Origin of the sequence: Martinezella rhizogenes (genome assembly GCF_027460065.1) — a bacterium.
Lineage (GTDB): Bacteria > Pseudomonadota > Alphaproteobacteria > Rhizobiales > Rhizobiaceae > Agrobacterium > Agrobacterium rhizogenes_C.
The window spans coordinates 17,702-39,022 of the sequence record NZ_JAPYZZ010000005.1 but is presented as its reverse complement, the minus strand read 5'-3'; the positions used below and the strand labels follow the sequence as shown (position 1 = coordinate 39,022).

The following is a 21,321-nucleotide window of genomic DNA, read 5'->3' as shown; positions in this document are numbered from 1 at the left end:
GCTTAGCTTTCCACGTCGAACATGTCGCGCAGGCCGTCGCCCAGCAGGTTGAAACCCAGCGTCACGTAAAGCACGGCCGCACCGGGGCATAGTACTTCCCACCAGAAATCCGGCATGAACTGGCGCCCGTCGGCAACCATCGATCCAAGGTCGGGGGTCGGCGGCTTGACGCCGAAACCGAGGAAGCTCAGCGTCGCGCCGAACAGGATGACGAAGGCGGCATCGAGCGTGGTCTTGACCGATATGACCGAGACGCAATTGGGCAGGATTTCGCGAAAGAGAATGTGCAGCGGGCCGGCACCGGCAAGACGCGCCGCCTCGATATAGTCTTCCGAGGCGATGGACTTCGATACCGAATAGATCAGCCGCGCGTGCCAGGTCCACCACAGCAGCGTGATCGCGATCATGGCGTTCATCAACGTCGGTTCCAGCAGGTTGGAAACCGCGAGCGCCATGACGAGCGGCGGCATGGCCAGCATCACATTCGTCAGACCGCTGATGAGCTTTTCAGTCCAGCCACCGAAATAACCGGCGATGAGGCCAAGCACGGTTCCGACCGGCACCGAAATGCCGAGCACGCCGATGACGAGAAGCAGCGAGACCCGCAGCCCGAAGATGGTACGGGAAAAGATATCGCGGCCCGCCTTGTCGGTGCCAAACCAGTGCTCCAGATCCGGCGGCATATGGCGGGCGCGGAAATCGACGACCGCGCCGATATGTTTGGGATAAGGCGTAAGCCAGGGCGCGAAGACCGCCAGCACCAGCACCGATAGCAGGATCAGCGAGCCGATGACCGCCGCCGGATTGCGGCTGAAGCGATACCACATCATATAACCGGCGCTGAGGCCGCGATCGGTGGGTCCGAGCATTTTCATAGCAGCCATCAGCGAGCCTCCTTGCGGCGCAGGCGCGGGTCGATGATCGAGATCAGGACATCCACGATCAGGCTCGCAACGATGAAGAACAGGCCGGCCACCAGCACCACGGCGGTCACGGCATTGAGGTCTTTCTGCAGGATGGCGTTCAACCCGTAGGAGGCGAAACCACCCCAGGCGAAGACCATCTCGATCACGAAGGCATTGCCGATCAGCGACGCAAATTCGAGACCCATGATCGTCAGTGGCGCGATGGAGGAGAGCTTCAGCAGGTAACGGAAGATGATCACCCGCTCCGGCACGCCGAAGCTTTGCAGGGTCAGCACATGGTCCTTGCGCTGGTTTTCAATCATCGAGGAACGTGTGATGCGGGTGATCTGGCCGATACCTGCCATGGAAAGCGCAAAAGCCGGCAGCGCAAGGTGTTTCAGCGCATCGAGCACCACATCGAAACGTCCGGCCAGTATGCCATCGATCAGGATGAAGCCCGTCGGGCCGCCCTGCCAGCCGAGCGAGTGATCCAGCCTGCCAATGATCGGCCAGCCGGAGAGAAACCGGGCGGCCAGCAATTGCAGCGTGATGGCGAAAAGGAAGCTCGGGATCGTCACCCCGGTGAGCGACAGGATGCGACCGATATGGTCCAGCGGCCGGTCGCGGTAATGCGCGGTGATGACGCCGAGGGGTATGGCGACGGCGAACATGAAGATGACCGAGACCAGCACCAGCTCCACGGTGGCGGGAACGGTCTGCGCCAGATCGGTGGTGACGGGGCGCTGCGATACCAGCGAGAAGCCCAGATCGCCATGCAGCGCATTGCCGATATAATCGAGATACTGGACGGCGAGCGGCTTATCGAGACCCATCTGTCCGCGCAGAGCATCCACCTGTTCCTGCGTTGCTGCCGGCCCCAGCGCCATGCGGGCGGGATCTCCCGGCACCACGCGGGCGAGCACGAAAATCATGACGGACAGGGCAATCATGACCAGCACGAAGGTGCCGAGCCTGTTCAAAATCGCGATCAGCGGATGTTGCTGCATCGGGAACGTTCCTTGTGCATCGGTTGGCTGAGCACAAGTTTTCATCGTCAACGCATTTCAACAATCTCGAAAAGGTATAGTTTTTTGAAAGATTGGTATAGGTTTTCGTGGTTAAACCTCCTATCCCTCGTGAATGATGTTTTTGCCCCGCACCCGCCTTTGCCGTCACATCGCCCGCCAAACCGCCGGTGTCGTTTTTCTGCGTGCGCCGGCAGGAGCGGGAAAAAGCGTGCTGCTGGAGATGGTTGCGAAAGAGCTGGGCACCAGCATATGCCGCACGCACCAGCCGCGAATCGACGAGGTGGCGGATGGCTGCCTTCTGTGGGACGTGCCGGTCTTTGCACGGGCAGCGCGTATGCCTGCCGGCATTCTGGAATCGGTGCGTTTTGTGGTTATCGCCTGCCGCCCCGATCAACGGATCAGCGGTCTAGCGCGACAGATCCTGCATCGTGGCGCGCTCACCATAGGGCCGGATGAACTGGCGCTGGGGAAGGATGAGGCCGAGAGCCTGCCATTCGAACAGCGGCGCATCGCGCTTGAGGATTTTGCGGGATGGCCGGCTTTCCTGGCGTTGGCCCGGCACCCGGATGAAACGCTCTGCATAGAATATCTGCGCGAGAACTATCTGCCGCATCTTTCTCCCGCCCAGACAGTCGAGCTCTGCTTCTGGCTAGAAAATCCGTCTGCGGAACCCAAGGCGGAGTGGAGGGAATTGCTTCCACCTTTCCTCACCGGACATCCCGAACGACATCCCACGCTCTTACGGCTTTTGACCCTGGCGGCAGGCGACCGTCTTGCTACCTTGCAGGCCAGCAGCGCCGTGGTGGAGGTAGCCTCGGCCTTTGAAAGGGCAGGGAACTCGCTTGCGGCGATGGCGATGCTGCTCGACCGGGGCCATGAGACTCACGCCGCACAAATGCTTGAACGGGCGCACGGCCGTGAACTGATCTACCGAAGCAGCGTCGACAGATTTCGTGAGATCATCATGCGGTTTTCACAGGATATGATCGCGACGAATGAAACCGTGCTTTTTGCCGTGACCCGCGCCCTGCTGAAACAGGGGGAGTTGCAGCGCGTGCGGCATCTGGTCGGCAAAAGCCTCGGGTCGGACTATCTCGATCCACTGAAAGTGCTTTCCCGGGACTCGCGGTTTTCTTTCGCCGCCCGAACCTTCCGGTTAAACCTGATGATCGCCGAGGATTTGACGCCCAACGACGCGATGATAACGCGCCTCGGCGAATTCATGGCTGATTATCCGTTGGACGATCACGGCAAGTGGGCGGCCTATTATAATGCGTTGCTAGAATTCGAAATCCGCCGCCGCAATTTTCGCGAGGCGGAGGCCGCTGCCGCCCGCGCCCTCGTCTATCTGCGCAAGATGGGCGGGCAGCCTTTGCTCGAATTCTTCATCCATCTGCACCAGATCGTCCTGCGGCTGATGAGCGGCGACGTGCTTCTGGCTCGCCGCGCGGCGCAGGAGGCGCGCGCAAGGCTGGAACAGGTGCCGCATGATGCCGCTCAGGAGTTCCGGATGTTGCGACTTGCGGAGGCTTGCCTCGCCTATGAGGCGGGAAAGCCGCGCGACCTGCTGCATTTCGTTGAGCACGAATTCGATCAATTCGCCGCCGCCGAAATCTGGCCGAGCCTGATGCAGTTTGCGCTGTTTTATGCCTCGCAGGTGCTCATCGACCATTTCCCGATGACTGTCCGCGCGGGTTTTCTGGACGGCCTTTGGATCCATCTGTCGGAGGGGCTTCAGTTTCATGCGATGATGGAGATCAGGACTGCCATCGCCTACCAGAACGCCAATCGCTGGGCGGATGCCGCCGCTACTCTTTCGGCAATCCGCATGCCGATGGGCCGAAATTGGGTGGAAAGTGCGCATGAAGATCTGTCGAGGCTGACGCGCCGTGACGAAATCGCCTATGTCATGGCGTGGCTGCGCGATGCCGTGCATCTCTTTACGCCGCGTGCCTATCTCTCTCGCCAGATAGACGCGATGATCGCCAATCCCAAGGTTACCAACCGGGAAAAAGTAGCGCTCAGGATCTGGCAGAGCTATGCGGCGCATCAACGCCGCGACAATGCCGCTGCCCGCGCGCATATTCTTACAGCCCTTGAATCCGCGACGCGCCTCGGCTGCAGAGGTGTGTTGTCGGAGGAGCGTGTGTTCCTGTCGCCGCTCTTGAACAATCGTCGCATCCGCAGTTTCATCGAGACCTCTTCCGATGTCCGCACCGCGCTGTCGATATTCGCCGACTCGGTGAACTCGCCGCAGGCGCGCGCCCTGCATGGCGGACTGTCCCAGCGGGAAGCGCAGATGCTGCAACTGCTTGCCAGTGGTATGTCGAACAAGAAGATCGCCCAGACGCTGAACATTTCGGAAGTGACGGTAAAGTTTCACCTGGGCAACCTTTTCCGGAAGCTCGATTGTAACCGGCGCTCCGAAGCCATTCGAGCAGCAAAGGCGCTGGACTGGCTTTAACGTGTCAGTGCTGATCGGCTTTGGTCACATGGTTTGGAGTTTTTCGATACCTGTTTCACGGCGCTGACCAATTAAACAAGTCGTGTCGGGCGAGCCACTGTTGTTCGGCATGTGGCAGCAAAGCCCGGACTGAGCGCAAATCTGTCCCTTCATCTGAGCGCCGGATGCGCACTGTGACGCAACATCACCATTTCGACGTTTTGCGCCTTCATCTGTTCCTCAACCACGAGAATGGCGGCGCCCATGATGCCGGCGTCCGGGTCCAGCGGTGAGATCACCAGTTCCAGTTCCCTTGTCGCCAGCGGAAGCGAGCGTTTGTAGACCAGTTCGCGTATGCCGGCCAGAAGATGGTCGTTGGCAATAGCCAGCGTGCCGCCGATGACGATCATCTGCGGGTTCAGGATGCTCACGAGGCTTGTCATCACCTCGCCAAGAATGCGGCCGGATTCCCTGACAAGGTGAATGGCAAGCGGCTGTCCAAGCTCGACAAGTCGGGTCACGTCGCGGGCGGTATGGGCCTCGATGCCCTCCCTGCGCAACTCGCGGGCTATGGCCCAGCCGGCGGCACGCGCCTCGACGCAGCCGATCTTGCCGCAGCGGCAGAGTGGCGCGGGCTCGCGCGCGAACTGGATATGGCCGATATCGCCCGCCGCACCTTGCGCGCCGCGATAAAGACGGCCTTCCGTGATGATGCCGCTGCCGATGCCTGTTCCAACCTTGACGAACACCATTTCGCTGACATTCGCGCGTCGCTGCCGATGGTCGCTCAATGCCAGCAGATTGACGTCGTTTTCAGCATAAACGGGAACACCGAATTTCTCTTCAAGATGCTGGCGGATTTCAAAATTGTCCCACCCGACCATGACGGAGGGGCCGACGACCCGACCATTGGCGTAATCGACAGGGGCGGGCAGGCCGATGCCGATGCCCAGCACGTCACCCGTTGTCTTGCCGATTTTAGCCAGAAGCGCTTCGAATTGCTCTTCGATCCAGTTGAGAACCACCGCCGGGCCGCGCAGAATATCGAAGGTTTCCGAAATCTCTACCAAGATGCGTGGCTGCAGGTCGGTGACGGCGACACGGATATGCTGCTCACCGATATCGGCGGACAGAACCACAGCAAAGTCTCGGTTGAGATCGAGGGCGCGTGTCGGGCGTCCGCCGCTCGGAAGCGTTTCCTCGGTCTCACGGATCAATCCTGCATCGATCAGGCCTGCGAGTTTCTGGTGTACAGTCGCGCGCGAGAGACCGGAAAGCTCGGTCAGTGCACCGCGCGAACGGGCGCGGCCAGAACCGACCAGCGACAGCAGCGCCGCACTTGCCTTGATCGAGTTGAGGTCGCCCTGCCATTCGCGCGGGGGTGATCCTTGTCCGGAAGTTGTGCTCGTCATTGCGAATTCCCGTTCTTCACAGCGTCTCCAAGTGTCTGGCATGTGGTCGCGTGCCTGACGAGACCGTTCACCAAGATTTCGTAGAAAATCCCCTTATAATCCAAAATTTTAGATATGGCTTCAGATATATGTATAAAAAAATACAAAAGAGTGAACAGATAATGTTGACAGTATTCATAATTGAGGTAACTAATAATCGTGCCAAGACGGATTACGTCCTCCGACCGGGAGGGAGCGCTTGGTAATCTGGGAGGATTTCAAATGAAGTTTTTTGAAAAACCCGCTTCTGCGGGCAGTTTTGCCATGTCCGGACGTCTTGGTGCGGCGGCGCTTGCCTTTGGTGTGAGCCTTGCGTTCGTTCCCTTGAACGCGCAGGCTGAAGACATCCTGATCGGCGTCATCACCAAAACCGAAGCCAATCCGTTTTTTGCCAAGATTCGCGAAGGCGCGACCTTGAAGGCCAAGGAACTGGGCGGCGTGAAGATCCAGAGTTTCGCTGGCAAGTTTGATGGTGATAACGAAAGTCAGGTCGCTGCCGTCGAAAACCTCATCTCCGCCGGTGCAAAGGGTATTCTGATGGTGGCGAGCGACACCAAGGCCGTGGTGCCGGTGGTGGAGCAGGCCCGCAAGGCGGGTATCCTCGTTATCGCGCTTGATACGCCGCTTGAACCTGCCGATGCTGCGGATGCGACGTTCGCGACCGACAACTTCAAGGCGGGCGAACTGATCGGCTCCTGGGCCGCCAAAACTGTGGGTGATGCTTCCAAGGCAAAGGTCGCCTTTATCGATGCACTCGAAAATCAGCCAACGGTGGATGTCGCCCGCGATCAGGGCTTCATGAAGGGCTTCGGCATCGATCCCAAGGACGTGACACGTTACCTTGATGAGGACGACAAGCGCATCGTGGGTCACCAATGGGGGCAGGGATCGGAAGAGGGCGGCCGCACCGGCATGGAAACGCTCCTCCAGAAAGACAGTGATCTGAATGTCGTCTACACCATCAACGAGCCGACCGCCGCCGGTGCATATGAAGCGCTGAAGGCAACCGGTAAGCAGGACTCTGTCATCATCACTTCGGTGGATGGCGGTTGCCCCGGCGTTAAAAACGTGAAGGCGGGCGTGATCGGCGCGACGTCGATGCAATATCCGCTCAAAATGGCTTCTCTGGGCGTCGAGGCGATCGTCGAATATGTAAAATCCGGTAAGAAGCCGGAGGCCAGCCCCGGTCTGCCGTTCTTCAATACCGGCGTCACGCTCGTCACCGACAAGCCGGTTGCCGGCGTTGACTCGATCACCTCCGATGAAGCACTGAAGGCCTGCTGGGGCTGAGCAGCCTTTGACGCCCCGTCCTCTTTACGCCGGGGCGTCACTTCTGGTCAGGCGGGTTTCCTGATCGAACGCCGCACTTCGCTGCGGACGTGAGAAAGGCGCTCCAACATGTTGAATCCTAAATCGTATTTTATGGCAACCGATCCGTTATCCGGGTTGAAGCCGCAGGCCTGCTAGGGGTGTATCTCAATGACTGAACCCAGCAATCACGCTCCGACTGGTCCGGCAGGCTTTGAGGCCGGTTCGACAGGAAGTGAACCATCTCATGCCGTGTTCGAGGATCAGGACACGAGCCCGCTTCGCAGGCTGCAACGTTTTCTGCACGGCAATCCGACGGTGGTGCCGTTTATCGTTCTGGCGGCCAGCGTCGGGGTGTTTTCCATCATCGTCGGTTCGCGGTTCTTTCAGCCCTTCAATCTTTCACTCATCCTTCAGCAGGTTACCATCATCGGCATTATCGGCATTGCCCAGACGCTGGTGATCCTGACGGCGGGCATCGACCTGTCCGTCGGCGCGATCATGGTATTGACCTCGACGCTCATGGGTCGGCTCGCCATTACGGCTGGGTTGCCACCGGAACTCGCCTTTCTTATCGGCCTTGGCGGTGGGCTGGGTTGCGGCCTCATCAATGGATTTCTCATAACCTATGTGCGTCTTCCGCCGTTCATCGTGACGTTGGGGAGCTGGAGCGTCTTCGGGGCGCTGAACCTCTGGTATTCAGGTAGCCAGACCATCCGCAGCCAGGAGGTGGCTGAGGCCGCTCCGATCCTGCAGTGGATGGGTGCTGCAATCCAGTTGGGCGGCGCACGCATTACGCTCGGAACGGTCCTGATGCTCGCTCTTGCGGCTCTCGCCTGGTATGTGCTCAACCGCACCGCCTTCGGCCGACATGTCTATGCAACGGGTGACGACCCGGATGCGGCGACGCTTGCGGGTATTGATACGCGCCGTGTGCTGCTGGCAGTCTATGCCTGTGCGGGTCTCATCTCGGCGATTGGCGCCTGGGCCTTGATTGGCCGGGTCGGCGCCATCAGCCCCACCTCCGGCTCGACAGCCAATCTGGATTCGATCACCGCGACGGTGATCGGTGGGACATCGCTGTTCGGCGGGCGTGGCACCATCATCGGCACGCTGATCGGCGCACTGATCGTGGGTGTCTTTCGCAACGGCCTGGCGCTCGCGGGTCTCGACGCGCTGTGGCAGGAATTCGCTGTCGGCATTCTGATCGTGGCGGCCGTCGGCGTTGACCAGTGGCTGCGGAGGGTTTCGGCATGACACGCGAACTTGCACTCGAGGGTCGCGGCCTGACCAAGCGATACGGTAATGTCGTTGCCCTCAACGGTGCGGACTTTGAATTGCGCCGCGGCGAAATCCTGGCCGTCATCGGAGACAACGGTGCTGGCAAATCCACCCTCATCAAGGCGCTTGCCGGCGCTGTGATCACCGACAGCGGCGAAATCCGGCTGGAAGGCAAACGGGTCAACTTCAGAACCCCGATGGATGCGCGCTCCGCCGGCATCGAAACCGTGTTTCAGAACCTCGCTCTTTCGCCGGCGCTTTCCATTGCAGACAATCTGTTCCTCGGGCGGGAAATACGTGCAGCCGGCATCAGCGGATCGTTGTTCCGTCTGCTGGACCGCAACCGCATGGCAAGCGAGGCGCGGCGGCATCTCTCGAGCCTTGGTTTGATGACAGTACAGGATATTCACCAGAGCGTCGAAACGCTGTCCGGCGGGCAGCGGCAGGGTATTGCGGTTGCGCGTGCCTGTGCGTTCGGTGGCCGCGTCGTTATTCTCGACGAGCCGACCGCAGCGCTCGGCGTCAAGGAATCGCGCAGGGTCCTCGATATGATCCTCGGCATTCGCGACAAGGGCCTGTCGATTGTACTCATCAGTCACAACATGCCGCATGTGTTTGAAATTGCTGACCGTATCCACATTCACAGGCTCGGCAGGCGGGCTGCTGTCGTCAAACCCGGAGATGTCACCATGTCGGATGCCGTGGCGATCATGACCGGCGCCGTGAGTGCTGCGGATTTCGAACGGTCGGGCCGGCTTGCTCCTGCCGCTGCCAACCCCACGGCGTGAAGAACGGCAATGTTTCTGTTCCTTAGAATTGCGAGATCCCATGCCCCTGAATGAGGCCCAGACCACACTTGCCAGCAGCTGCCAGAGGGCGTGAAGTCATGACTGATACTTACATCATCGGCATGGATTTCGGCTCTGAATCGGCGCGGGGCATTCTCGTCAATGCGCGGACCGGCATGCAGGAAGGCCACCATGTCCATCCGTATCGCAACGGCATTCTGACGCATTCCCTGCGCGGTAGAAGCCTGCCGGCCAATTTTGTGCTTCAGGTCGCGGATGATTATACGGAAGCTGCCGGAATCATTCTCTCGGCGCTCGGCAATGGCCGCAATGTTTCAGGGATCGGTATTGATTTCACCGCCTCGTCCCCCATGCCGGCATGCGCCGACGGTACGGCGCTTTCGGTGATTTATCCGGATGAGCCGCATGCCTATGTGAAGCTCTGGAAACATTCGGCACAGGCGCATGCCGATGCGATCAATGCCGAAGGCGGTGCGTATCTTCTGAACTTCGGAGGGAAGCTCTCCGGCGAGTGGATGTTGGCCAAGGCAGCGCAGATGCGCGCCGAGGCACCGGCGCTGTGGTCGGAAACGGGGCGCTTCATCGAGGCGGGCGACTGGCTGGTCTGGCAGTTGACCGGCAACGAAGCGCGCAGCCTCGATTTCGCCTCCTACAAGGCCCAGTTCTCGCGGCAGGCCGGTTATCCAGTGCATGTCGTGCCAGGGCTGGCAGAAAGGCTTTCGCAACCGCTTCAGGTCGGCAGCTCGGCCGGCTCCCTGACTCCGGAGTGGCGCCGCCGCACCGGGATTACCGGAGATGCCATTGTTGCTGTATCGGTTATCGACAGCCATGTCGTGCTGCCGGCGGTCAACGCCGTGGGCCCCGGCGTGTTTGTCGGCGCGCTAGGAACATCTGCGGGTTTTCTCATCCTGGATGGCGAGGAACGTGGCCTTCCGCCGGGGCTCGAAGGGGCTGCCTACGGTGCGGCCTTGCCGGAATTATGGTGTTACGAGGCGGGGCAGGCGGCGTTTGGTGATATGCTGGCCTGGTATGTGAAGACCTTCCCGCGCGATGAAGACCTGTCCCGCAACTTCGCCCTGCATAATGAGGCGGCACAGGCGGTCGGCCCGGGCGGGGGCGGGGTTCTGGCGCTCGACTGGTTCGCCGGAAACCGCATTCCGCTGGCCGATTCCATGCTGTCGGGATTGTTGGTGGGCCTCAGCCTGAAATCGACCTCCGCCGGAATCTACCGAGCGCTGATCGAGGCATTGTGTTTCGGAACCCGATCCATCCTGGATATGGCGGTAGCGGGGGGCGTGCCAATCAGCCGCATCGTGATGACGAGCGGTTTGACGCGCAGCAATCCGTTTCTGGTGCAGACCATGGCGGACGTCTTCGGGCGAACGATCGAGGTTCCTGACGTCGAGAACCCGACGGCGCTCGGTGCGGCAATTCATGGGGCCGTGGCGTCCGGAATCGTCGGCTCTTTTGCCGAAGGCGCCGAAAGGCTCGGTGCACGCAACCTTCGCGAATTTGTGCCGAACCTGCGCCATTCGAAGCAATATGAAACGCTTTATGCCGAATATCGCCGGCTTGCGGCAGACGAGGAACTCCAGCGAGCCATGCGCTCTCTTCATCTGTTCGCCACCCGGCAAAAACCGCATTCGCAACAGCAAGCGTAATGGCCTGAGGCGGTGCAGTGAATTTAACGATCAAAAAAGTGGTTCGTCAGGTCAGCGGTGCAGGGGCTGGGAGCGAAACCAGCGTTACCTTGCGCTCGGTGGCCCTGAGCGATGTCAATGCATCCTGCGAAATGCCGGTATCGGTGATGACCTCGTCGATCTCTGAAATATCCGAAAGCGTGCAGAAACCGGGCGCCGTGAATTTCGAGCTGTCGACCAGAAGCACGGTCCTGCGGGCCGAGGCGATCATGGCGCGCTTGAGTGACGCTACTTCCAGAGAGGTTTCCGTCAGCAAGGTGCCCGTGACGGCCGAGGCTCCCGTCATGCAGATATCGGCATGCAGCGACTTGATGAAGCTCTCGCCTGGTTCGCCCGCAAGGTGGCGATGCCCGGGCCGCACAGTGCCGCCCGGCAGGATGGTACGCCAGGATTTGATATCCGCGGCGAAATCGGCGATCTGCAGACTGTTGGTCACCACCGTCAACGGAAGGTCGCGTTCGGCAGCGGCTCGCACCGCTTCCATGACCGTCGAGGAACTGTCAAAGATAACGCTGTCGCCTGCGCTCAGTCGCTCCGCCGCCTCGCGGCCGATCGCCACCTTTTCGGCATGCTGAAGCGCGGCATTCACCGTCATCTCCCGTTCGAACGTCGCGCGCATCGGCTGCAACAGATGCGCGCCGCCGTGCGTACGCTCGAGATAGCCTTTTTCCACCAGATGTTCGAGATCACGCCGTACCGTTGATTGTGATCCGCCGATCGTATCCGCGAGCTCCTGAATGCCTGCCGCGCCATTGATGCGCAGATGCTCCAGAATGAGCGCCCGTCTTTTGGCGGGAACCATATCAACTCGCTTGCTCGAAGACTCCATGCATCACCCGGTTTGCGGCGCGTAAACGACGCGCCGATTCTGTTCAATGTCCGTCAAGCTCTACCAAATCGTGTATCCGCAATCCACTGCAACGATTGTGCCTGTCATGGCACTCGCGGCGTCCGAAGCCAGAAACAGGATAGGTGCGGCGATCTCGTCAGGTCTTGCGACGCGCTTCATCGGCGTCATCTCCATCCAGACCGGCATCAGGGTCTTGTCCGAAAAGCCGCCGCGGGACATGACGGTATCGACATAAGTGGGCGCAACGCAATTGACCCGAACACCGCGCTCGGCCCATTCGCCTGCAAGGCACCGCGTCATGTGGTGAACCGCCGCCTTGGCCGTGTTGTAATGCACCTGCCGCTGCGGCTTGTTGGAAATCAGGCCGGACATCGAACCAAGGGTGACGATCGAGCCCCGTCCGCGCGCCAGCATCGGCCGGGCGAATTCACGGCATGACCAATAGGTGCCGTTGAGATCGACATTCACCACCTTCAGCCAAACCTCGTCGCTCATCTCTTCGCCCGGCGTGTCCGGCCAGGCGATGCCGGCATTGGCGATCAGGATATCGACGGCACCGAAGCTGTCATTGGCGGCCCGCGCCGCCTCGGCAACGGCTTTTGCATCCGTCACATCCAGCTGTACGGCCTCCGCCGCATGGCCATGTGCTTTCAGTTCTGCGAGCCCCGCCTCCAGTACCTCGGCATTCATGTCGGAGATGATGACACGCGCTCCCGCTTCCGCCAGAGCCTGCGCCGTTGCAAGGCCAATGCCGCGCCCACCGCCGGTGATGAAGGCGGTTTTTCCGTCCAGGCGAAATCGTTCGAGAAACATGGTGTTTTCCTTCAGGCGTGTTTGAGGGCGGCGGGGGCGGTTGCGACGCCGGGGTTTCCGAGAACGAGAAGGCATCCGGCCGTGAAACTGTCGCCGAGGCCAAGCGTGGTGGCGGGTTTTTCAACATAGGGCGAGGCGCAGGCCACGAAGGTCCAGCGTCCTTTCCGCATGCGATTGTCGAATGGCAATGAGTGAAATTGCGCCAGTGCGTCGGTGCGGATGGCGTTTACCGGTTCACCATTGGCAGCCCGCGCGCTTGCGATGGCGCATCCCGCCATCAGCGCCAGTTCCTCCTCGTCGGGGTCGTTGCGTGTCACAGCTGCCGCCCAGGTGTCGGCGTGCACACAGACGCGGTCTATGCCCAGCCGATCTCCGAGAGCGATCAGCGCCTCCATCGGGTGCTGGGCGGTGGCATCCATCGCCAGCAATTCGGAATGGCTCATGCCCAGTGAACTGATAGCGCCCCTGGCGTGATCAAGAAGCTCGCTTACGGCGTCCTGCGAGGCATAACCGGCAAGCTCGAAATGCACCGTCTTCAAACCCGCATCCATCCAGTCGCGGCTGAGCGCAAAGACATGGCGGCTCGCGGCGCCGACATTTTCCGCGGCCTCGTCGTTGAGGCCGGACAGAAGGCCGGCTGCTGCGGTGGAAGCGCGCATTCTTGACACAGCCTCGAATGCCCTATCATGCTGTATGCCGCGATCACAGAAACGCACGATGATGCGCGTCGAACGATTGGGGATGAGCGCACCGATTGGCTTGCCCGCGGTGAATTCGAAAATGAATATCTCGGGAATATGCCGTTCCGTCGGCATCACTTCCGCCGCCGTTTTCAGTGCGCTGCCCTCGGCCAATAAAACACCCGGCGGGATCTGGCGAAGCTGCTGCTCATGGCGGTCCTCCAGCGCCACCAGAGATGCGACGCCAAGTCGTGAAAGCACCCAGGCGGCCTGGGGACCCGTGCCGCCGAGCGCATAACGAACGTTCAGGTGGTCGCGCAGCCATTGCGGGCCGTCCACCCAGTCGGCGCGCACTTCACCGCCGATACCCTTTGCAGCGCGCGCCAGTAACATGGCGGCGAACAGACCTGCCGGCGTTTCGGCTGGAGCATCGAGAAGTGGCTGCATATCGTGCATGTCGACGCGGGCATCGACGCATGTCGACATGCCGCACAAGAACAGCCCCGCGCGCGAAAGTGCCGATGTTCCGATCGGTCCTGAGCGCGGCTCCGCGAGCGCGGCATAACGCTCCCCCCAGTCGCCTGTAAATACGTCACCCATAGCCGAGTATCTCCTCCTCACGCGGCGATAGTGTCAATTCCTACCATTATCTCTCAAATCGTCAACGTGATTTTGCGCGGAAATCAAGAAATTGCTCGAATTTGCGCGATGCAGCGCATTTTTAAAGCGCCGCAGCACATATTTTGCGGATGCGAATGTCTTGACTGAGGATTAAGTGGCTTTTTTTGTCGGAAAACAAAGAGATTTCAAGTGTATGAATGAGTGGCTGCTTGTGGCTTCGATGTTTTGGCGGTGGGCAGGCAAGGAGGTCCGGTGTATGTCGTATTGGAATGGCAAGTCATTGATTTATTTATTTTAAATATGAAATTTGAAAATTCTGGATTTTATCCTTTAGTGGAAAATATGATCTTGTTCGCCTCCAGCTGGAGAGAAAAAGATAGCTATTGACAGAGTATGGGAAGTAGCCGTTTATGAGTGCAAGTCTGCGGTCGCAATCGAAGCGCTGGCAGCCGAACTCCAACATTCATTGAGGGCTAAGATGGTTACGAGACTCGATAGAAAACTGGCGAATATTCGCGCAGGCCGCTACAAGCCGACCGATTTTATCATTGCCGACGCCAAGGACAGCGATGTCGGTGCGGGTGTCTCCGCCACTGGTTTCGATTATTCCGTAAAGCCGCCCCGCCGTCGCACGCGGCAGGAATTCATCGCCCAGATCGAGGAGATCATCGATCAGGACGTGGTCGACATCATGCTCGTGTCGCAGTCCAATCTTGATCTGCTGGACGAACGCGGCGCGTTTTCCGGCAGCGAGGTGAAACCCGCCATCCGCGGCAATCTCGAAAGCATGTGCTGGGGCGGCGTGCGGCATGGCAGTTACACACAGTCGCCTTCCGTCCCGTTTCGGGATACAGGCCTTGCCCGCGCTATCGCCAACTATCCGACTTCGGGCACGGATCTCTGCCTTTACTCGGTATGCTTCACGAATGATCTCGACCGCGACATATGCACGCTGAAAGCTTTTGCTGAATTCCGCGCCGAAGCATCGAAGCACAATTTCAAATATTTCTATGAGGTCTTCAATCCGAACGTGGATATCGGCCTTACCCGCGAACAGACAGGTGAATTCGTCAACGACCACATCATAAAGTCGCTGGCGAGCGTACCGCGAGCCGAGCGGCCGCTGTTTCTCAAGATGCCATATAACGGACCGAAGGCGCTGGAAGAACTTGCCTCGTTCGATTCCGAGCTGATTGTTGGCGTGCTGGGCGGCGGTGCGGGCACCACCCGCGATACGTTTGAGCTTGTGGCGCAGTCGGAGCGTTATGGCGCGCGCCTGGCGCTGTTTGGCCGCAAGATCAATCTGGCCGAAGCACCGCTCAATCTGATTGTGCTGATGCGTGCCGTAGCCGATGGCGCCCTGAAGCCGGAAGAGGCGGTGCGCGCCTATCATGGCGAGTTGCAGACCCTGGGGCTTTCCCCCGTACGCCCGCTTGCCGACGACCGCGTGATTACAGAGGACGTATTAAAGGCGGCCGCGGCCAAGGCGGCCTGATACCTGCAGGGGTTTTGAGTGAACGCGGCTCTGGGGAGAGCCGCGATAGAATCGGGCCGCCGGTCCGCCGACGTCTTTAAACGACGCGTCTTTAAATAATAAAGGGAGGAATATGATGAGGAAGACGTTGTTTCTTGCAACGACAGTTCTGACTGCCGTTCTGTCCGCTGCTGCGGCGAGTGCTGCGCAGAAAGAAGTGACCGTATGGTCTTGGTTCGTGCAAAGCACGATGAAGAAATCGATCGCTGCCTTCGAGAAGGCCCACCCAGACGTCAAGGTGAACTACACCTATTACAACTATTCGCCGGAATATATCACGGCGCTCAAGGCGGCGGCGGCATCCGGGAGCCTGCCTGATATCATCGGTCTGCAACCGGGCTCACTCACGCAGCAATATCGCGATAATCTGGAGCCGGTGAACGAACGCGCCGCCAAACAATGGGGCGCAAACTGGGAGGAGAAGATCTTCCCCGTCAACCGCAAGCAGATGTTGATGGGCAATCCCGCGGGTGACAAGAATTTCTATATCATTCCGCAGGAATCGCAGGTTTTGTGCATCTGGTACAACCGCAAGCTCTTCGAGAAACACAATATCGCAGTGCCGAAAACCTATGAGGAACTGAAGGCCGCGGCCAAGACACTGAGCGATAACGGCCTCATCCCGATGTTCCAGGGGGCGGCTGACGGCTGGCAAAACGAAAACGTCTTCCTGATGCTCGCCAACCAGTTTTCACCGGGCATCGTCGATAAGGCGCAGGCGGGTGAAACGCCCTGGACCGCGCCGGAACTGGTGGCCGCCATGAAGGCGTGGAAGGGCCTCTTCGATGACGGCATCTTCCAGCAAGGCGCGCTTGGCGCGCATGCCTATCCGACCGGCGCGCAGCTTTTCGCACAGGGTAAGGTGGGCATGATGGCGCTTGGCTCCTGGTGGATGCAGGAAAGCAAGTTCCCGCCGCCGCTCTCCGAATATGTGCAGAACATGGAGGGGTTCGACTTTTTCTACATGCCTCCCGTCAAAGACGGCAACAAGGCGAGCCCAGCGGTTGGCGGCATCGACATCGGTTACGGCCTGACGAAGAATGGCGGCAAGAACGATGCCGCATGGACCTTCCTTGCCGAACTGACCAACGGTGTCGGTTTGCAGGAAGCGCTGAACGACCTTAACGATCTGCCGGCCTTCGAAGGCCATGCGCCGAAGGGCGATATTACCGACCACGTCAAGCAATTGTCGGCGCGGTTCATGGCCGATCTGCCAAAGGCTGAAAACCAGCGCTTTTCGTCGCCGGCCGTCGCCGAGGCGCTGGACAATGCCCTTGCGGGTGTCGCCGCCGGCAGCATCGAGCCCGAGGCCGCGCTGGCCAAGGTGGACGAGGCGACGAAAAAAGCGCTCGCGTCAAAGTGAGACGCAGCCGCAAGATGCCGGGCGCTGCCAAATGCGCCCGGCGGGTTGAAGCGCATCAACACGACAGGACCTCCCGGGTGCGCTTCAACACCTTCTGATGCCGCTTCGTTTGATGGCGGCGTGATTGTCAACGGTGAGAACCCATGCGCGCAGAAGTTTTAAGGGCCGGCGCTACTCCGGTCGTCATTGAACGCAGCCGAGTTTCGAGGACGCCCATGCTCTATGTCTTCGCTCTTCCTGCCGTTCTGCTGTTTGTTGTTTTCATTGCCTATCCTATCCTCTGGGTGACGGGACAGAGTTTTTATGCGGCATCCGGCGAGGCACACAGCTTTGCGGGGTTTTCGAACTACGCCGCCATTGTCGGTGACCCTGCCTTCTGGATTGTCGTGCGCAACATGGCGCTCTGGGGGTTCATCACCATTCCGGTCCAGATGCTGGTGGGCGGGCTGCTCGCCTGGTTCATCGAACGGCACACGGACCGGCTGCGCGGTTTTTTCCGCACCATGTTCTTCCTGCCCGTCGTCACCTCGGTTTCGGTGGTCAGCCTCGTCTGGGTGCAGATTTACGCGCCCTATTACGGCATCGCGCAGGAATATCTGAAATATGCCGGCATCGTCATGTCGACCTCGCCGATCGGCGATCCAAAAACGGCGATCTATGCCCTCATCGTCGTCAACATCTGGCAATGGACCGGGTTTTCCATGCTGATGTATATTGCCGGCATCGCCAACATGCCGTCTGAAGTGCTGGATGCGGCGCGTATCGATGGCGCCAAGGGTTTTAAACTCGCCGCCCATGTCGTGGTTCCCATGCTGGCGCCCGCCACAAAATCGCTGCTGCTTCTCGGCGTCATCGGCACCCTTCAGACCTTTCCAATCGTGCATCTGATGACCGGCGGCGGGCCCAACCGGGCAAGCGAGGTCTTTGGCACCTTCATCTTCAAGCAGAGCTTTGTGCTGGGCGATACCGGCAGTGGTGCGGCGCTTTCGGTAATCGTGCTTGTCGTGGCGCTTGGCCTCTCGCTGTTACAGATCGCGGCGCTCGGCGCGCGGCTGACACCCGCCGGAAAGGATCGGTCATGACGGCTTTTGCCCGCAACCGTGCACGCGGTCTTCTCATTCATGCTGTGCTGTTCATTGTGCTCGGTATCTGGATGGTCCCGCAGGTCTACATGCTGTCCGTGGGCCTGCGAACGCCGGCGCAGGCTTTCGATGCTACGCTCTTCACATGGCCGGTGACCTTCGACAATTTCATCACCGTCATCCGCGACAATCCGCTCGGTGGTATTTTTTTAAACAGCCTGATCGTCACTGTCGCGACGGTGGTGATCGTGGTTGCCGTATCCTCGCTTTTTGCCTTCTCCATCGCCATTCTACGGCTGAAGGGCACACTCTTTATCTACACCATGCTTCTGACCACGCTGATGGTGCCGCTTGCCTCGATGGTGTTGCCGCTTGCCATTCTCCTGAAGAATTTCGGCTGGGTGAACACCTATATCGGCCTCATATTGCCCTATGCTGCACTCGGCGTGCCCTTTGCCATGGTCATCCTGAAATCCTTCATGGAAGACGCGCCGCGTGAACTGTTCGAGGCGGCCAAGGTGGATGGTTGCAACGCGTGGCAGACCTACTGGCATGTGGCGCTGCCATTGGTGCGTCCGGCATTGGTGTTCGTCACCATCTGGCAGTTCATTGTTACCTGGAACGAGTTTTTCCTGGCGCTGATCGTGCTGACGAAAAGCGAGATGAAGACGCTCACCATCGTGCCGATGCAATATTCCGGCCTCTACATGGCCAATCCCGGTGCGTTGTTTGCGGTGCTGACGCTGATCGCGCTTCCCCTCATTCTTCTTTATGTGCTGGTGCAGCGCGCCTTCGTGCGTGGCCTGACTGCCGGTGCGGTGAAAGGCTAGATCCATGGCAACGCTTTCGATCGATAAAATCACCAAGGCTTTCGGCAGCCTGACGGTCATTCCCGAATTGTCGCTGACCATAGAGGATGGCGAGTTCTGTGTGCTGGTCGGCCCTTCCGGCTGCGGAAAATCCACGCTGCTGCGCATCATCGCCGGGCTGGAGCCGATCAGTTCCGGCCGCGTGCTGGTGGATGGCGCGGATATGAGCGATGCCGAGCCACCAGAACGCGGCGTGGCGATGGTCTTCCAGTCCTATGCGCTTTATCCGCATATGAATGTTGGCCGCAATATCGGCTTCGGGCTGGAAATTGCCCGGACCCCGGCGGCGGAAATCGCTGAAAGGGTTGGCCGCGCGGCCGGGAAACTGAAGCTTTCGAACTATCTGAAACGCAAGCCGCGCGAACTGTCCGGTGGGCAGCGCCAGCGCGTCGCGATCGGCCGGGCGATGACGCGCAAGCCGAAGCTGTTCCTGCTCGATGAACCGCTTTCCAACCTCGATGCGGCCCTGCGCGTCGGCATGCGGGTGGAGATCGCGCGGCTGAAGGCGGAACTCGGCTGCACGATGATCTATGTCACGCACGATCAGGTGGAAGCGATGACGCTTGCCGACAAGATCGTCGTCATGAATGGCGGGCGCATCGAGCAGATCGGCTCGCCGCTCGCGCTTTACCAGCGTCCCGCCAATCTCTTCGTTGCCGGTTTCATCGGTTCGCCCGCCATGAACCTTTTGAAGGCGCGCGTCATCTCGGTCGCAGAAGGCATTGCCACCGTGTCTCTCGCGGCCGGGCCCTCCCTCGATATTGCCGTTTCAAGACCGCTTGAACCTGGCGACACCGTAACCCTCGGCATCCGGCCCGAGCATATCGTAATTGGTGAGGGGCAGGGCGGGCGGTCCTATCCACTGAAAGCCACGATGGTGGAGCTTCTCGGCAGCGATACTTTCATCCATGTCCGCGAAGGCGAGGAAACGATCATCATAAGGGACAGTCTTGGCCGTATGGCGCGGGCGGGTGACCGTATGGCCGCGTCATTCCCCGCCGCCGCCTGCCATCTGTTCGATGCCGATGGGCAGAGAGTATCGCGAGATATGAAGACACCGCAGGAGAATGAACCTCCGCGTGTGCGGATCAACTGAAACTTTGTGGAAGGGGTGCGGCATGTCCGGCACCATGAGGGAGGAAGACGGGAAATGACGGATTTTCAGGGCAGAACGATCCTTGTGACGGGCGGCAGCGGCGGGATTGGCGGGGAAACGGTACGCCATCTTGTGCGCGCCAATGCCGATGTCATCGCGGCAGGGCGCTCGGAGGATGCGCTCGAGACCATCGCGAAGGAAACCGGTTGCCGCACATTGACCTTCGATCTTGCCAGAGACGACGAAATTCGCGCTGCGCTGGAGGGGCTGGATCTGTGGGGCGTCGTCAATTGTGGCGGTTTTGGCGGCGAGATCGCCACGCCGATGGACACGGATATCGCCATTTTCGACAAGGTCATCACCATAAATGCGCGTGGCGCGTTATTGGTGACGAAATATGCCAGCCAGTCCATGGTCAGGCTCGGCAAGGGCGGCGCCATCGTCAATGTGTCCAGCCAGGCAGCCCTTGTGGCACTGCCGGGCCATATCTCCTATGGCTCCTCCAAGGCGGCTCTCGACAATATCACCCGCTGCTCGGCGCTGGAGCTCGGCCGCTACAATATCCGTGTCAACAGCGTCAATCCAACCGTCGTCATGACGCCGATCTCCTCGGGCCACTGGAGCCAGCCACATGTGGCCGAGCCATTCCTGAAGCAGATGCCACTCGGCCGATGGGCGCGCGAAGCGGAAATCGCCGCCCCCATCGTCTTTTTGCTCAGCGACGCGGCCTCGATGATTACGGGCGTTTCGTTACCGATCGATGGCGGTTTCACCTGCTGCTGATCTGGCGAAAATGTTTGGCACCGCATTTCCGATGACGCCAGAACTCCGCTTCTTCTCCGGACACATCTCACCGTCACTGTTGCGCCATCCGGAAGTCATCCAATCTGACTTCCGGGAGGTTGCCGCAGAACCTAGGGTCCGGGAGGCTACTCCGCGGCTGGTGATAAATTCAGCCTTGTCAAAAATACCATCGCAAAGGCCTGTCCAAGGTGCATAAAAGTATTACCCCACCTGCGTCAGATGGGGTTGAGCATTGCCTTACACGCCCTTTATGATATTGCAGATGCCCTCGCGAATGACGTTCTTGTCGGCGATCTGTCCTGCCTGGATATTGAAAACAGCATCGATCCGGACAGCATTGCCTTTCTGTCGTGCCACCACCCGCAGCGTTTGAATTCTGCCGCTGCCGCTGGTTTCCTGATGGGCATCGATCGACGAAAGTGCCTTGTTGATCTGGATGCCGGAGAAACCTTCCGCCGCGACTGCCTGGGCAAGCTTCTGAAGAACCGCGGGTGCCTTGGCTTTTGGCAGCTCCTGCCATGATTTGTAGGAAACGGCAGTCACCATCGGCACGCCCGAAACGGTGAAGTTCTTCTCGCAGGACGCTGCGAAGGCAGGGCTTGAGAAGGCGATGAGGCCAAGGGCGGCGATAAGAGATTTCATTGCTATGATCCGATTGTTGGTGAGGTTTTTCAGCTGTTACCC

At 59.6% G+C, this 21,321-nt stretch carries 18 protein-coding genes; 11 read left to right on the top strand and 7 right to left on the bottom strand.

Annotation, left to right across the window (positions count from 1 at the left end):
- Window positions 1-2: 2 nt before the first annotated feature.
- The gene (locus O8B93_RS09885) at window positions 3-884 is read right to left on the bottom strand and encodes an ABC transporter permease (protein WP_269709632.1); all 882 of its coding nucleotides are present in this window, start codon (window positions 882-884) and stop codon (window positions 3-5) included.
- On the bottom strand, window positions 884-1,912 hold the full coding sequence (locus O8B93_RS09880; RefSeq protein WP_269709631.1) for an ABC transporter permease: 1,029 nt from the start codon (window positions 1,910-1,912) through the stop codon (window positions 884-886). The genes O8B93_RS09885 and O8B93_RS09880 overlap by 1 nt, the downstream gene beginning before the upstream one ends.
- A 133-nt stretch (window positions 1,913-2,045) precedes the next feature.
- Here O8B93_RS09880 and O8B93_RS09875 point away from each other — a divergent pair, with 133 nt between their 5' ends.
- Window positions 2,046-4,397, top strand: a complete 2,352-nt coding sequence (locus tag O8B93_RS09875) for a helix-turn-helix transcriptional regulator (RefSeq protein WP_269709630.1) — start codon at window positions 2,046-2,048, stop codon at window positions 4,395-4,397.
- 149 nt (window positions 4,398-4,546) lie between these two features.
- On the opposite strand, the gene O8B93_RS09870 is transcribed toward O8B93_RS09875, so the two are convergent.
- Window positions 4,547-5,788, bottom strand: a complete 1,242-nt coding sequence (locus O8B93_RS09870) for an ROK family transcriptional regulator (protein WP_269709629.1) — start codon at window positions 5,786-5,788, stop codon at window positions 4,547-4,549.
- 261 nt (window positions 5,789-6,049) lie between these two features.
- On the opposite strand from O8B93_RS09870, the gene O8B93_RS09865 reads away from it, so the two are divergent.
- From O8B93_RS09865 to O8B93_RS09850, 4 genes are all read left to right on the top strand, one after another.
- Window positions 6,050-7,117, top strand: coding sequence for a substrate-binding domain-containing protein (locus tag O8B93_RS09865; RefSeq protein ID WP_269709628.1), 1,068 nt, complete (start codon window positions 6,050-6,052; stop codon window positions 7,115-7,117).
- 189 nt (window positions 7,118-7,306) lie between these two features.
- Window positions 7,307-8,392: an ABC transporter permease gene (locus O8B93_RS09860; protein WP_269709627.1), complete on the top strand. Its 1,086-nt coding sequence runs from the start codon at window positions 7,307-7,309 to the stop codon at window positions 8,390-8,392.
- Window positions 8,389-9,204, top strand: a complete 816-nt coding sequence (locus tag O8B93_RS09855) for an ATP-binding cassette domain-containing protein (RefSeq protein WP_269709626.1) — start codon at window positions 8,389-8,391, stop codon at window positions 9,202-9,204. The genes O8B93_RS09860 and O8B93_RS09855 overlap by 4 nt, the downstream gene beginning before the upstream one ends.
- A gap of 98 nt (window positions 9,205-9,302) precedes the next feature.
- The gene (locus O8B93_RS09850) at window positions 9,303-10,886 is read left to right on the top strand and encodes an FGGY-family carbohydrate kinase (RefSeq protein ID WP_269709625.1); all 1,584 of its coding nucleotides are present in this window, start codon (window positions 9,303-9,305) and stop codon (window positions 10,884-10,886) included.
- Between the two features lie 46 nt (window positions 10,887-10,932).
- On the opposite strand, the gene O8B93_RS09845 is transcribed toward O8B93_RS09850, so the two are convergent.
- The 3 genes from O8B93_RS09845 to O8B93_RS09835 are packed head-to-tail and all read right to left on the bottom strand — an operon-like array spanning window position 10,933 to window position 13,868.
- A complete protein-coding gene (locus O8B93_RS09845) occupies window positions 10,933-11,754 on the bottom strand; it encodes a DeoR/GlpR family DNA-binding transcription regulator (RefSeq protein ID WP_269709624.1) in 822 nt (273 codons plus the stop codon).
- A 60-nt stretch (window positions 11,755-11,814) separates the two neighbouring features.
- Complete coding sequence (locus tag O8B93_RS09840; RefSeq protein ID WP_269709623.1) at window positions 11,815-12,588, bottom strand: SDR family NAD(P)-dependent oxidoreductase; 774 nt, start codon at window positions 12,586-12,588, stop codon at window positions 11,815-11,817.
- Window positions 12,589-12,599: 11 nt separating this feature from the next.
- Complete coding sequence (locus tag O8B93_RS09835) at window positions 12,600-13,868, bottom strand: ADP-dependent glucokinase/phosphofructokinase (RefSeq protein WP_269709622.1); 1,269 nt, start codon at window positions 13,866-13,868, stop codon at window positions 12,600-12,602.
- A gap of 499 nt (window positions 13,869-14,367) precedes the next feature.
- Between O8B93_RS09835 and O8B93_RS09830 the strand changes: the two genes are divergently transcribed.
- From O8B93_RS09830 to O8B93_RS09805, 6 genes are all read left to right on the top strand, one after another.
- Window positions 14,368-15,384 (top strand): hypothetical protein, encoded by a 1,017-nt coding sequence (locus O8B93_RS09830; protein WP_269709621.1) that lies wholly within the window; start codon window positions 14,368-14,370, stop codon window positions 15,382-15,384.
- 115 nt (window positions 15,385-15,499) lie between these two features.
- Window positions 15,500-16,786 (top strand): ABC transporter substrate-binding protein, encoded by a 1,287-nt coding sequence (locus O8B93_RS09825; RefSeq protein WP_269709620.1) that lies wholly within the window; start codon window positions 15,500-15,502, stop codon window positions 16,784-16,786.
- A gap of 215 nt (window positions 16,787-17,001) precedes the next feature.
- The gene (locus O8B93_RS09820; protein WP_269709619.1) at window positions 17,002-17,868 is read left to right on the top strand and encodes a carbohydrate ABC transporter permease; all 867 of its coding nucleotides are present in this window, start codon (window positions 17,002-17,004) and stop codon (window positions 17,866-17,868) included.
- Complete coding sequence (locus tag O8B93_RS09815; protein ID WP_269709618.1) at window positions 17,865-18,698, top strand: carbohydrate ABC transporter permease; 834 nt, start codon at window positions 17,865-17,867, stop codon at window positions 18,696-18,698. Before O8B93_RS09820 ends, O8B93_RS09815 begins: the two co-directional genes overlap by 4 nt.
- Before the next feature lie 4 nt (window positions 18,699-18,702).
- Complete coding sequence (locus O8B93_RS09810) at window positions 18,703-19,833, top strand: ABC transporter ATP-binding protein (protein ID WP_269709617.1); 1,131 nt, start codon at window positions 18,703-18,705, stop codon at window positions 19,831-19,833.
- Between the two features lie 54 nt (window positions 19,834-19,887).
- Entirely contained in the window at window positions 19,888-20,616 is a 729-nt protein-coding gene (locus O8B93_RS09805) for an SDR family oxidoreductase (RefSeq protein WP_269709616.1), read from the top strand.
- A gap of 258 nt (window positions 20,617-20,874) precedes the next feature.
- Here O8B93_RS09805 and O8B93_RS09800 read toward each other — a convergent pair whose 3' ends face one another.
- Window positions 20,875-21,279, bottom strand: a complete 405-nt coding sequence (locus O8B93_RS09800) for a hypothetical protein (RefSeq protein ID WP_269709615.1) — start codon at window positions 21,277-21,279, stop codon at window positions 20,875-20,877.
- Window positions 21,280-21,321: the final 42 nt, after the last annotated feature.